14 protein-coding genes are annotated in these 11,888 nt (G+C 70.0%); 8 read left to right on the top strand and 6 right to left on the bottom strand.

All coding sequences use genetic code 11. The features are described 5' to 3' along the window. From BN10_RS01905 to BN10_RS01895, 5 genes are all read left to right on the top strand, one after another. Positions 1 to 213: HRDC domain-containing protein (locus BN10_RS01905; protein WP_040750712.1), on the top strand; the 213-nt coding region annotated here is incomplete at its 5' end. Positions 214 to 307: 94 nt separating this feature from the next. Continuing rightward, entirely contained in the window at positions 308 to 481 is a 174-nt protein-coding gene (locus BN10_RS16595; RefSeq protein WP_010849463.1) for a hypothetical protein, read from the top strand. 90 nt (positions 482 to 571) lie between these two features. Then, complete coding sequence (locus tag BN10_RS01900) at positions 572 to 934, top strand: WhiB family transcriptional regulator (protein WP_010849462.1); 363 nt, start codon at positions 572 to 574, stop codon at positions 932 to 934. 104 nt (positions 935 to 1,038) lie between these two features. Beyond that, positions 1,039 to 1,170 carry a hypothetical protein gene (locus BN10_RS17930; RefSeq protein ID WP_267878864.1) on the top strand — a complete coding sequence of 44 codons (132 nt, stop codon included), beginning with the start codon at positions 1,039 to 1,041 and terminating at the stop codon, positions 1,168 to 1,170. Positions 1,171 to 1,257: 87 nt separating this feature from the next. Then, the gene (locus BN10_RS01895) at positions 1,258 to 1,836 is read left to right on the top strand and encodes an HhH-GPD-type base excision DNA repair protein (RefSeq protein ID WP_010849461.1); all 579 of its coding nucleotides are present in this window, start codon (positions 1,258 to 1,260) and stop codon (positions 1,834 to 1,836) included. Between the two features lie 188 nt (positions 1,837 to 2,024). Here the strand turns inward: BN10_RS01895 and BN10_RS01890 are convergent, their stop codons facing one another. The 5 genes from BN10_RS01890 to BN10_RS01875 all read right to left on the bottom strand — a co-directional run bounded on the left by BN10_RS01890 (position 2,025) and on the right by BN10_RS01875 (position 6,470). Next, positions 2,025 to 3,362, bottom strand: a complete 1,338-nt coding sequence (locus BN10_RS01890) for an ABC1 kinase family protein (protein WP_010849460.1) — start codon at positions 3,360 to 3,362, stop codon at positions 2,025 to 2,027. A 57-nt stretch (positions 3,363 to 3,419) separates the two neighbouring features. Further along, positions 3,420 to 4,025: a hypothetical protein gene (locus tag BN10_RS01885; RefSeq protein ID WP_010849459.1), complete on the bottom strand. Its 606-nt coding sequence runs from the start codon at positions 4,023 to 4,025 to the stop codon at positions 3,420 to 3,422. Between the two features lie 131 nt (positions 4,026 to 4,156). Continuing rightward, complete coding sequence (locus BN10_RS17095; protein ID WP_010849458.1) at positions 4,157 to 4,318, bottom strand: DUF5679 domain-containing protein; 162 nt, start codon at positions 4,316 to 4,318, stop codon at positions 4,157 to 4,159. 147 nt (positions 4,319 to 4,465) lie between these two features. Beyond that, on the bottom strand, positions 4,466 to 5,059 hold the full coding sequence (locus tag BN10_RS01880; RefSeq protein WP_010849457.1) for an NUDIX hydrolase: 594 nt from the start codon (positions 5,057 to 5,059) through the stop codon (positions 4,466 to 4,468). After that, positions 5,052 to 6,470, bottom strand: coding sequence for a zinc-dependent metalloprotease (locus tag BN10_RS01875; protein ID WP_010849456.1), 1,419 nt, complete (start codon positions 6,468 to 6,470; stop codon positions 5,052 to 5,054). Before BN10_RS01875 ends, BN10_RS01880 begins: the two co-directional genes overlap by 8 nt. Positions 6,471 to 6,568: 98 nt before the next feature. Between BN10_RS01875 and BN10_RS01870 the strand changes: the two genes are divergently transcribed. Both BN10_RS01870 and BN10_RS01865 read left to right on the top strand, forming a co-directional pair. Then, positions 6,569 to 7,006, top strand: a complete 438-nt coding sequence (locus tag BN10_RS01870) for a molybdenum cofactor biosynthesis protein MoaE (RefSeq protein ID WP_010849455.1) — start codon at positions 6,569 to 6,571, stop codon at positions 7,004 to 7,006. 77 nt (positions 7,007 to 7,083) lie between these two features. Then, the gene (locus BN10_RS01865) at positions 7,084 to 8,115 is read left to right on the top strand and encodes a YlbL family protein (protein WP_010849454.1); all 1,032 of its coding nucleotides are present in this window, start codon (positions 7,084 to 7,086) and stop codon (positions 8,113 to 8,115) included. A gap of 12 nt (positions 8,116 to 8,127) precedes the next feature. On the opposite strand, the gene BN10_RS01860 is transcribed toward BN10_RS01865, so the two are convergent. Then, positions 8,128 to 8,661, bottom strand: a complete 534-nt coding sequence (locus BN10_RS01860) for a PPA1309 family protein (RefSeq protein ID WP_010849453.1) — start codon at positions 8,659 to 8,661, stop codon at positions 8,128 to 8,130. A 92-nt stretch (positions 8,662 to 8,753) separates the two neighbouring features. On the opposite strand from BN10_RS01860, the gene BN10_RS01855 reads away from it, so the two are divergent. Then, the gene (locus tag BN10_RS01855; protein ID WP_010849452.1) at positions 8,754 to 11,786 is read left to right on the top strand and encodes a UPF0182 family membrane protein; all 3,033 of its coding nucleotides are present in this window, start codon (positions 8,754 to 8,756) and stop codon (positions 11,784 to 11,786) included. The last annotated feature ends 102 nt before the right edge of the window (positions 11,787 to 11,888 follow it).

Raw genomic sequence — 11,888 nt, 5'->3', positions numbered from 1 at the left:
TGGCGGTCAAGCACGGCCAAGGAGGCCTCGGTTCCTGCCTACGTCGTCTTCACGGATGCGACCCTGACCGCCATCGCCGAGCAACAACCCACCACCCACGGCGAACTGGCCGCGATTCGAGGGGTCGGCGCGCGCAAGTTGGAGCTCTACGCCGACGAGGTTCTGACCCTGCTGCACGTCGGTGAGGACCAGTCGTCGACATCCGACGATTAATTCGTTTGCGGCCCGACGCCGACCACCTCTAGCCTGTCCACACACGGGCACGTCGTGTGCCTTTGACCGACGAGATCAGCCAAGGAGGGGACGAATGGTTCTCAACACCAAGACCCGCGGCATCACCACGCCGTCGATGGCCCCTGCCTTCCTGCCGTCCGCCCCGCTCTCCGGAGCCTTCACCGGACCGGACGCCATGGCCATCACCGATGGCGGCGCCGTTGCCCGTCCCGTCGTGACCCCGAGCCTGATCGGCCCGCCCCTCTGATACCCAGAGCCGGCGCCAGACCACAGGCCGCGGATCCCGACAGGGACCGCGGCCTTTCTCTTTGCCCGAACCGACCGACCAGGACCTCAGATGACGATCACGACGCACCGACCGACCCAGACGAGCCACCAACCGCGCCCCCACACCAGCGACAAGGAGGTGACCGCGATGGAGACCTTTGACCTCTTCGCGCTCTTGGACGCCGTGGAGCGCACCGAGATCGTCCCGTGTCGCGAGCACGACGCCGAGATCTGGTTCGCCCAGACGCCCGATGACGTGGAGTTCGCCAAGGCCCTCTGCGGCACCTGCCCGGTCGTCGAGGAGTGCCTGACGCACGCGGTCGAGACCGGCGCCATGTGGGGCATCTGGGGTGGGCAGCTCTTCGAGTGGGGCGTCCTCGTCCCCAAGAAGCGCCCCCGCGGCCGCCCGCGCAAGGAGACCGTGGCTGCCTAGGCGCCGCCCGACACTCCCACACCTGCACTGTCCGCGACACCCTCCGCCGCGGGCCGGTGCGGGCTGCCCTGATCCGCCCACGATCCATGAGAGGGGAGGCCACCATGTCCTCACACGAGGTGTGCGCGCGACTGCGCGCCTACCGTGAGCGTCGGCGCCGCGAGTTCGAGCGTCGCCTCGAACAGCATCGCGAGCACGTGTTGCTCGTCGAGCAGGTCCGCCTGCACGTGCGCTGACCTCACGACCCGGCCCCACGGCATACCACCCCTTGGGTATGCCGCGGGGCCGGCTTGCGTCGGCGCCCCCGCCTTAGACTCGGCGCCATGACGCGTATCCAGATTGCCCAGGACCCGACCGCGGACGCGGTACTCAGCGGTGATCCTTTCGCACTCGTCGTCGGCATGCTCCTGGACCAGCAGTTCCCGATGGAGCGGGCCTTCGCCGGCCCGGCCAAGGTGCTGGAGCGTTTCGGCACTCTCGACCCGGGAGCCCTGGCAGCCGCCGACCCGGAATCCTTCGCGGACCTGTGCGCGACACCTCCGGCCGTCCATCGCTATGGCCGATCGATGGCCGGTCGAATCCAGCAGCTCGCCGACGTCGTCGTGAAGGACTACGGCGGTGACGTCACGCGGGTCTGGACCGAGGCGGGGTCCGGCGCCGAGTTGCTGAAGCGTGTCAAGGGCCTGCCGGGTTTCGGCGACCAGAAGGCACGCATTCTCGTGGCACTCCTCGGCAAGCAACTGGCGGTGCGCCCCGACGGTTGGGAGGCCGCCGCCGGTGCCTACGCGGAGCCGGGGTCCTTCCGATCGGTGGCCGATGTCGTCGACCCGGAGAGCCTGCAGAAGGTGCGTGACGTCAAGAAGCAGGCCAAGATCGCGGCCAAAGCGGCAAGCGCACCATGAGCGACCGGCCCGATGCCTGCGCGTCCTGTGGCCGCGCGCCCCGCGACGACGAGGAGGCGAGCGCCCTCCTCACCTGGAGTCGGGGCACGGAGGGGTCGCGCACGGTGTGGACCTGCCCGGAATGCACCCGCACTCACGCACGGTCGATCGAAGGCAAACTCGACTCCGCGTGGTGGTGACCCGTCATCTCACGGGGCGATCGGCGGCAAGGAGGCCTCGTCGATCCCCGGCAGGTGGGCGGCCATCAACTCCCGCATCGGGATGGTCCCGCCGATCTGACTGAGCACCCCGATGCCTCCGAGCCAGACCCGATGGATGAGCAGGTAATCGGGGGGCAGGTTGAGCCTGGTGCCGACGAGGAAGTCGGGGCGGCGTGGGTCTTGGATCCTGGCCGCCTGGGACCGCAGCCAGGCGCGGTCGATGGTGAACAGCTCGTGGTGCATGGGCTCGAGGAAGGGCGTCAGGAAGGCCAGCAACTGGTCGGCATCGATCCGCACTGACGGACGGACGAAGCCTTCGGCACGCAGTCCCGCGGCCAGCCCCTCGGCGTCGCCCGCCAAGGCCCGCGAGACCAATTCACCCATGGCTGAAGGCAATCCGTGTGGCAGCCGGTCGACGGCACCGAAATCCATGACGCCCAGCCGGCCGTCCGGGGTCACCCGGAAGTTGCCGGGGTGCGGATCTGCATGGAGGAGCCGGGCGCGGTTCGGCCCGCGGAGCAGGAACTCCAGGTAGAGAGCGGCCGCCTCATCCCGCTGCGCTTGCGTGCCCTCCGCGATGATCCGCGACAGGGGTGTCCCCTCAAGCCACTCGGAGACGATGACCTGCTCGGAGTTGACGAGGACATCGGGCACCACGACGTCGGAGTCCCCGGCGAAGGCGCGGGCGAAGGCGCGCTGGTGGGCGGCCTCGATGCGATAGTCGAGTTCCTCCTCCATCCGAGCGCGAAGTTCCTCCATGACCGGACCCACATCGATGCCCGGGATCCAGGTGCCGGCAAGCCTGGCGACCCTGGCCAACTGGGTGAGGTCACTGAGCAGGGCTGGACCGGCTCCGGGGTACTGCACCTTGACGGCGACCTCGCGACCATCTCGCCACACCGCCCGGTGGACCTGCCCGATCGACGCCGAGGCGGCTGGCACATCGTCGAACTCGAGAAATTTGGCGGTCCGCCAGCGCGGCCCGAGTTCCACGGCCAGGATCGCGTGGACCGTGGCCGCTGGCATGGCCGGCGCAGCATCCTGCAGTTTGGTGAGCGTCGCCCGATAGGGAGCACTGAGTTCCTCGGGAAGGGCGGCCTCCATGACCGAGAGGGCTTGACCGAACTTCATCGCTCCGCCCTTGAGTTGGCCGAGCACGCTGAAGAGCTGGGCCGCCGTGCGTGCCTGCACCTCAGCCGCCACGGCCTCAGCCGGCGCACCACCCACCCGCTTGCCCAGGCCCACGGCCACCCGGCCCGCATGCCCCAGTGGCAGGCTGGCCAGACGAACCGATCGGGTCAGCGCGCGCCGCGGAATGTCGGACATGTCCCCATTGTCCATGACCGTCTTGATCGGGTGTCCCGCGTTCGCCTCCGGCGTCCCTCAGGAGGCCGGCACCAGGTCCCGGAGGTCGTGGGCCGCCAGCGTGCCGCAGCCACACTCGGGGTGACGGGGCCAGTGCCGATGTCGGACCTCGGGACGGCCCTCGACCACCTCACTGGAGACACCGGCAAGGTCGTGGTCCCCGAGGAGGGTGCGCCGCAGGGTGAGGGCGGCCACGGCTGCGGCCAGGTGGACGGTGGGTGGGTCAGGAGTGCCCGGCGCTGGGTGCTCGCGTGCTCCCGACCGGGCTCGAAGACGCTCGTGACAGCCGACGCAACTGCTGACCCCCGGCACGACCAGGGGCCCGATCTCGGCGCTGGCGCCGTCGAGCCGCAACGGGAGATGGACCACCCCGGCCCGCCACCATGGGGCGGCGACCGCGGCCTGCAGGGGACCCTGGCCGACGAAGACGATGGCCGCGGGGGCAGGGGGACCGGTCCAGTGGGCGGGCTCGGCGGCATACGCACCACTCACGAGGCGAGTCATCCCCACCCCACGCGCTGCTCGGTCCACGGCGTCCACGGCCGGGCCTGCACCGTCGACGATGATCGTGAGATGGGCCAGACGACGCGCGGCGGTCGCGTCGTGATCGAGCAGCATCGACATCGGGTCCCCTCACGTCCTCCGTTCCGGACAATCTGGCACACCGACACGCGACCCCGGGGGCTGTCCACAGGCGCCAACGCACGAGGGCCCCGATCCGTGCGGATCGGGGCCCTCGTCGGGCAGGTCTGCGATCAGGCCTTGCCGAGGATGCGGTTGAGGTTCGTGCCACAGACGGGGCACTGGCCCTTGGCCATGCGACGGCCGTTGTCGGACACGACAACCTTGCCCTCCGCCTCGCGCTTCGCCTTGCACTTCACGCAGTAGAACTCGCCCTTGTAGGTCTCGTCAGCCATTGACATCTCCTTGTGGGATGGTGCCGCCCGTGGCGGCCTGGACCCAAGAACCCTAAACCAGCGCGCCGATCAGGCGTGACCCGAGAACGGCGTGGCGAGCACGGCACCGTGCCTCATTGGCCGCATGAGACACATTGATCACACGGATCACACACGCAGGGCCGCGAGCGTTCTCAGGGCCACCCGCACCAGATCGGCGACGTCCCCGTGTGGCCCCTCGGGTAGGGCGTCGACCGGCCACCAGGCCACCTGCTCCGACTCCTCGGAGCACACCGGTGGCGTGCCGTCGGGGACCACGGCGAGATAGCGCACGTCGAGGTGCTCGCGGCAGCGACCGAAGTTCCCCTCGAGGGTGTGCCGGTTGAGCTCGACGATGGTCCTCGCGGGCGTCAACGCCGTGATCCCGGACTCCTCGCGGCCCTCTCGCGCGGCGGCCGCCCAGAGGCTGGCGTCGCTGGCCTCGAGGTGCCCACCGAACTGGAACCACCGTCCCGCACGGCGGTGCAGGGTCAGCAGCACGTGTCGTGCTGACTGCTCGACCACCAGGCACGATGCCGTGAGGTGGATCGGTGGCCCCGCCTTGGCGACCCCGTCCGGGTGGATGGCCAGGTGTGCGAGGTAGTCGTCGCGCAGCCGCTGCTGCGAACCATCGCTGGGTCGGTATGCCGTGAGCGCGGCCACCGCGTCGCGGCGCAGGTGCGCGTGGGTCACGGCAGGGACCGCCGGGGCGGCGTCACTCATGGTCCTGCTCCGAGCCGCCCTCCCCGCGCAGGAAGGACTCGAGTTCGGCGTCGAAGTCGTCGGCCTCCGGGGCGCTCAGGCGCTCCACGTAGCCGAGCGGGTCATCGAGGTCGGCTGCACCCGGAGCCACGTCGGGGTGACTCCACGCGCGGTCGCGCAGCGTCGCCCCGCCGGCGGCCTCGAGGGCGGCGAACAGGTTGACCGCGTCGCGCAGCCGCCTGGGGCGCAGTTCGAGGCCGACGAGGGCCCCGAAGGTCTTCTCGGCCGGCCCACCGGCGGCCCGGCGACGACGCACGATCTCGTCGAGAGCGCCGGCGTTGGGAAGGTGGCCGGCGACGGCACGCGCCGTGACGGAGTCCACCCACCCCTCGACCAGCGCCAAGGTGGCCTCGAGGCGGGTCAGGGCCTGTTGCTGGGCGGGCGTGCGGTCCGGCGGTGCGAACAGGCGACCTTCGAGGGCGGTGCTCATCGCCGCCGGATCGGAGGGGTCGATGGTGGCCAGCTGGGCCTCGATGGCGTCGGTGTCGATGACGATGCCGCGTGCGTAGTCGCGGACCACGGCGAGCAGATGCGGACCGAGCCACGGCACGGCGTGGAAGAGTCGCACCCGCGCCGCCTCCCGGGCTGCCAGATGCACCGTGAGTTCGCCGCCCTCGAGTTCGTTGTCGCGGGCGAAGGCCTCGACGTTGTGGGGCACGAGCACGACGCTGGGGCTGGCCACCAGGGGCAGGGAGGGCTCACACCCGGTGAGCACCTCGGTCGCCAGGTGCCCGATGGCCTGACCGGCCTGCGCAGAGAAGATGTTGCCGTGGAGACGGCGGAGCATGCCGTCCATCTGGCCCATCATGGCCGCGGGGTTGACGCCGGGGGGGAGCAGACCCTCGGGCAGACCGCCCTCACCCAGACGACCCAATTGCTTGCCCATGGCCGCGCCCACCGCGTGGGACACACCGTCGGCCACGGGCTCGACCAGGTCGGCCCAGCGCGGCATGGTCGCCTCGACCCACTCCGCTCGGCTCCAGGCCCGGCCGATCAACCCCGGTGCGGCGAGGTCGGTGACCTCGTCCAGCCACAGGTCGGCGGTGCGGACGGCCTCGCGAACCGTCGTGGTGGCTCGCTCGGTGACGACCGGATCGCCGGCCGCTGAGCTGACCTGACGCGCGATGGTCGTCGCACGCTCGTCGTCGAAGCCGTCCTGCCCACCCTCGTCGCTGAACATCGCCTTCATCTGCTCGGCCATGCTCGCCATGACCGTCGGGTCAAGGTCGCCCAGCCCCGAGCCGGCGAGCATCTGGCGCACCTCGGGCGGGATCTCGGCCCCACCGGTGAGGTCCTTGAAGAGTTTCTCCAACTCCGGAGGCAGACCGCCGTCGCGGTCGTCACCGGGGTCGGGCTGCGACGCACTGGTCACGGGGTGCTCCTGGGGAACTGAGAGAATGGGCCTTCGTCCACTCAAGCCAACCATGCGCGGGCCCCAATGGTTCCCGTGAAGCTGTCATCAGGAGTCCGATGCCCCCGCGGTCCGAGTCCACCTGCGCCCTGGTGGCGCTGCGTGAGGCACCCCTGTCGGTCGATGAGGTCCTCGATGCCGTCCGCGACCCCGCGAGTGGCGCCGTGGTGGTCTTCATCGGCGTGGTGCGCGACCACGACCACGGCGTCGGGGTTAATGCCCTGGATTACTCGGCCCACCCGAGCGCCCTGGACCGCCTGCAGGAGGTGTGTGCGTCCGTCGGGGCCCGCACGCCCGGGGTGCGCCTCGCGGCCGTGCACCGGATCGGGGCGCTCACCGTCGGCGATCTCGCGGTCGTCGTCGCCGCCTCGGCGCCCCATCGGGGCGAGGCCTTCGCAGCTGCGCGCGACCTCATCGACACCCTCAAGGCCGAGGTGCCCATCTGGAAGCACCAAGGCTTCGCGGACGGCAGCACGGAATGGGTGGGCCTGCCTTGAGCCTGTCTTCCTCGCCTGGCGACATTCGTGACGAGGTCGACGCACGGCATACATCGGCGAACAGGCCCAGTCGCTGGGTGGTGGTCTCGCTCGTGGCGGCCTTTCTCGTCCTGGCCGTCGCCGCGGTGCTGGCGATCGTGCCCTTGCCGTATGCCGTGATGTCGCCGGGGCCGGTCACCGACACGCTGGGCTCCCTGGGAGACCAGAAGATCATCGACGTGGCGGGGGAGGGCCAGCACCCGGAGAAGGGCAGGTTGTTCTTCACCACTGTGCGCGTCCAGGGTGGACCCGGCACGCGGGTCACGGCCTACGACCTTCTCGGCGCCGCGCTCGACGACAGTCGAGACGTCTATCCGCAGGACGAGATCTTCCCCCCGTCCTCGACCCGCGAGAGCGTCCAGCAGGAAAATGCCGCGGAGATGGAGGGTTCGCAGCAGACCGCGGCCGCCGTGGCCGAGCGCGCCCTGGGCCATGACGTGCCGGTGAGTGTCCTCGTGGCCCAGGTCCTCAAGGGCTCGCCATCGGACGGGCTGATCGAGGCCGATGACGTCCTGGTCAGCGTCGACGGCATCCCGGCCAGTTCTCCCGAGGCGGTGCGCACCGCCGTTCGGGCGCACAAGCCGGGCGACGAGGTCTCGGTGACGGTCCGCCGCGCGGGCTCCGAGGTGACGGTCGCGCCACGGGCCGCCGACACCCGAGGCGTCGCGACCATCGGGGTGGTCATGTCCGGTCGCTATCAGCTACCGATCCCGGTGACCATCCACGCCGGGGCCGTGGGTGGCCCCTCGGCCGGGCTGATGTTCTCGCTCGGCATCTACGACGTCCTCACCGAGGGGAACCTCACCGGTGGGGCCTCCATTGCCGGCACCGGCACGATCGCCGACGACGGAGCGGTGGGGCCGATCGGCGGGATCCGGCAGAAGGTGGTGGGTGCGCGCGAGGCCGGCGCTACCTGGTTCCTCACCCCGGCCGACAACTGTGCCGACCTCAAGGGGCACGTGCCCGCAGGTCTGCACCTGGTCAAGGTCGCGACCTTCAGCGACGCGAAGCAGGCGGTCGAGTCGATCGCGGCAGGCTCCACCGACACGCTCTCGTCCTGCGGCTTCTGAACGCCGGACGACTCACTCGACGAACGTCGCGAGCAGCCCGGCCACGAGACCCGGAGCAATGTTGCGGCCCTTGGCGACTCGATCGTCGCGGTCATGGTCGCGCTGACGAAGCAGGCACGACGAGCGGCCGTCACGGGTGACCGCCACGACCAGACGGACGTCTCGGCGATCCGGGTGGGCCGCGAGGGCGCTGAGGGCGGCTTCAGGGTCACTGGGGAGGTCCTGCTCGGCGGCGGGCGGGACGACGATCCGTTCGACGGCGATCGCGGCGCCGGTGACGACCTCGGGCCAGGCCAGCGCGGCGAGGGCCGACTCGAGGTCCGCGGGGACGCGGAAGTCCTCCTGCTCGACGGCCGACAGGGCCCCGGGCGCGGCGTCCTGGGGCCGTGCGGTCCCGACCAGTTCGGGGGCATCACGGGTGAGGACCGTCGTCGGCACCAGCGCGAACAGGCGCACCGCCTGGTCCCACCCTCCTCTCGCCACGTGCCGCTCGATGTCGAGGGCCACCAGGTCGAGCGGGTCGGTCGTCGGGGTCGCGTCGGGCACGAACCCAATGGTGCCGTATCGGGTGCACCCAGCCCGCACAGGTAGGTTTGGTCTCCAGCGAGGCGGCCGATGGGTCGCGCCAAGGAGCCGACGTGAGTCACCCGGACTGGTTCGACCAGAGCCCCCAGCCCGACGAGTCGGGGCAGGGGGGGCCGCCCCCGCGCCAGCCCAGGCCGGTCCCCGCCCAACCCAAGCGGCGTGGAGCACTGGGGCCGACACTGGCTGTCCTCGCGGTCCTCTTCTTCCTCGTCACGGCCATGTCGGGGCTGGTCACGGACCTCTGGTGGTTCGACTCCGTCGGCTACCGCAACGTCTTCGTCATCCAACTGGTCACCAAGGTGCTGCTCTTCGCCGTGGGCTTCGTCCTCACCGCGCTCGCGGTCTGGTCGAGCATCTCCCTGGGTCATCGACTGCGCCCGTTCGTCGTCCCCACCACGGTCGCGCAGCAGACCCTGGAGCAGTATCGGCGAGCCATCGAGCCCCTGCGCCGGCTCGGCACGATCATCATCCCGGGCATTCTCGCGGTGTTGGCCGGCGCGGCCACCCTGGGTGCCTGGCCGACCTACCTGCTGTGGCGCAACGGCAGTGATTTCGGGGTCAAGGAACCCCACTTCGGGATCGATGTCGGCTTCTTCGTCTTCGACCTGCCGTGGTGGCGTTTCGTCGTCAGTTTCCTGACCGTCGTCCTCATGCTGGCGCTGGTGGCGGCCCTGCTCACGCACTACGTCTACGGCGGCCTGCAACTGCCGGGGCGTGGGCCGTCCACCCGCGCCGCGATGGTCCACATCGGCGCCCTCGGGGCCCTCTTGGCTCTTACGCGGGCGGCGGCCTACTGGCTGGACCGTTACTCCCTCACGACCGAGGATTCCGCCCTCATCACGGGCCTGACCTACACCCGTGACCACGCGGTCCTCCCGACCCGATCGATTCTCGCAGCGGCGGCCCTGATGTGCGCCGCGTTCTTCATCGCGGCCATGTTCACCTCGAGCCTGCGTCTCCCGATCATCGGCGTCGCTCTCCTGACGGTGACCGCGGTGCTCGTCGGCACCGTCTACCCGGCGCTGGTCCAGTCGCTCAAGGTCAAGCCGTCGGAGCGCTCGCTCGAGGCCCCGTACATCACTCGCAACATCGAGGCGACCCGTGCGGCATACGGCATCGACGACATCAAGACGCAGACCTATGCCGCGGTCACCGATGCCGAGCCCGGGCAACTCCGCGAGAACGCCGAGACGATCCCAGGGATCCGCCTGGTCGATCCCAACGTCGTCTCCCGCACCTTCCAACAGTTCGAGGGCCTGCGTCAGTACTACGCCTTCCCCGACACCCTCGATGTCGACCGCTACGCCGTCGACGGCAAGACGATGGATTCCGTCGTCAGCGTTCGCGAGTTGCGCCTCTCGGGTGTCCCTGCGGCACAGCGCAATTGGGTCAACGACCACACCGTCTACACTCACGGCTTCGGGTTTGTCGCGGCCTACGGCAACCAGCGCACGGGTGAGGGTGATCCGGTCTTCTTCTCCGGTGGTCTCGGGTCGAGCAGCGACGCCTTCGGTGAGTACGAACCTCGCGTCTACTTCGGCGAGGAGTCCCCGGTCTACTCGGTGGTCGGTGGTCCCGCCGGGTCCGAGCCGCGCGAGTTCGACTTCCCGGACGACAGTGGCGCCGGCGGTCAGCAGCGGACCACGTATGCCGGCGAGGGCGGGGTCGGCGTCGGCTCCTTCATCCGCAAACTCGCGTATGCCGTGAAGTACCGCGAGCCCAAACTCATCCTCTCCGACCAGGTCACCGGGCAGTCCCGGCTCCTCGACCACCGATCGCCCAAGGAGCGCGTCGAGCGAGTGGCGCCCTGGTTGACCCTGGATGGCAACGTCTACCCCGCCGTGGTCGACGGCCGGATCCAGTGGATCGTCGACGGCTACACGACGACCGCGCGTTACCCCAACAGCCGGATCGCGGACCTGGCCGACGCCACGTCGGACTCGGTGAGTGAGCAGTCGCGTGTCGTGGGAGTGGCCAGTGGTCGGGTCAACTACATCCGCAACGCGGTCAAGGCCACCGTCGACGCCTACGACGGCACGGTCCGGCTCTACGGCTGGGATGCCGAAGACCCGCTGCTCAAGGCATGGTCGAAGGCCTTTCCCGGCTCGGTGCGTCCCGTGTCCGAGATGTCGGCCGAGTTGATGAGCCACGTGCGATACCCGCAGGACCTCTTCAAGGTGCAGCGGCAACTGCTCACCCGCTACCACGTGACCGACGCCGAGTCGTTCTACACCGGCCAGGACTTCTGGCGCGTGCCCAAGGACCCGACCCACGCGAACGGCACGCAGGACCAACCGACCTATTACCAGTCGTTGGCCATGCCCGGGCAGCAGGCGCCGACCTTCTCCCTGACGACGACCTTCATCCCGACCGGTTCCGGTCGAGAGATCCTGCGAGGCTTCCTCGCCGTCGATGCGGACGCTGGGACGCGAGCCGGCGCACCGAGCGAGGACTACGGGTCGATGCGTCTGCTCGAACTTCCGCGGGCCTCGGCCGTCGACGGCCCGGGTCAGATCCAGAACCAGATCGAGGTGTCGACCGAGCGGTCCCAGAGTCCGCGCGAGTCACTCAACCTCAGTCAGTTCATCGCGCAGAATCGGCAGTCCGGCAAGACCCTGACCTACGGGAACCTCCTCACCTTGCCGGTCGGTGGCGGACTGCTCTACGTCCAGCCGCTCTACGTCCAGGCCTCCAAGGAGGGCGGCTCCTTCCCGCAGATCAAGGCCACAGTCGCCGTCTTCGGCAAGAAGGTGGCCTGGGGCGAGACCCTCGACCAGGCGCTGGACGGCCTCTTCGGGGGCGAGTCCGGGGCGACGACAGGCGATGCCGGGCAGATGCCGGGGGAGGGCGCGCCACCGTCCAGTGGCGGCACGGCGCCGGCCACTGGTGACCTCGCGGCCGCGATCGCCGAGGTCCAGGCCGCGTATGCCGCGGGCCAGGAGGCGCTGAAGGCTGGCGACTTCACGGCATACGGCGAAGCGCAGAAGCGCCTGGAGGCCGCGATCGCCCGGGCGAGCGCCGCGGCCGCTTCCCTCCCGACTCCGGGAGGTGCGTCTGCCACGCCCAGTCCGAGCCCGACGTCGTGAAGGCGCCGATTTGGTGGGGCGTGAGAAGTCACGTAACCTCGTGGAACCGAGCAGCCGCAAGGTTGTTCACTCGACGCGGGGTGGAGCAGCTCGGTAGCTCGC

This window comes from Phycicoccus elongatus Lp2 (assembly GCF_000367525.1).
Lineage (GTDB): Bacteria > Actinomycetota > Actinomycetes > Actinomycetales > Dermatophilaceae > Phycicoccus_A > Phycicoccus_A elongatus.
The sequence above is the reverse complement of the archived record's forward strand: the minus strand, read 5'-3'. Positions and strand labels throughout refer to the sequence as shown.

Coding starts and splice junctions, on each gene's coding strand:
- BN10_RS16595 (WP_010849463.1), top strand. CDS start 308: ATGGTTCTCAACACCAAGACCCGCGGCATCACCACGCCGTCGATGGCC.
- BN10_RS01900 (WP_010849462.1), top strand. CDS start 572: ATGACGATCACGACGCACCGACCGACCCAGACGAGCCACCAACCGCGC.
- BN10_RS17930 (WP_267878864.1), top strand. CDS start 1,039: ATGTCCTCACACGAGGTGTGCGCGCGACTGCGCGCCTACCGTGAGCGT.
- BN10_RS01895 (WP_010849461.1), top strand. CDS start 1,258: ATGACGCGTATCCAGATTGCCCAGGACCCGACCGCGGACGCGGTACTC.
- BN10_RS01890 (WP_010849460.1), bottom strand. CDS start 3,362: ATGTCCGACATTCCGCGGCGCGCGCTGACCCGATCGGTTCGTCTGGCC.
- BN10_RS01885 (WP_010849459.1), bottom strand. CDS start 4,025: ATGTCGATGCTGCTCGATCACGACGCGACCGCCGCGCGTCGTCTGGCC.
- BN10_RS17095 (WP_010849458.1), bottom strand. CDS start 4,318: ATGGCTGACGAGACCTACAAGGGCGAGTTCTACTGCGTGAAGTGCAAG.
- BN10_RS01880 (WP_010849457.1), bottom strand. CDS start 5,059: ATGAGTGACGCCGCCCCGGCGGTCCCTGCCGTGACCCACGCGCACCTG.
- BN10_RS01870 (WP_010849455.1), top strand. CDS start 6,569: ATGCCCCCGCGGTCCGAGTCCACCTGCGCCCTGGTGGCGCTGCGTGAG.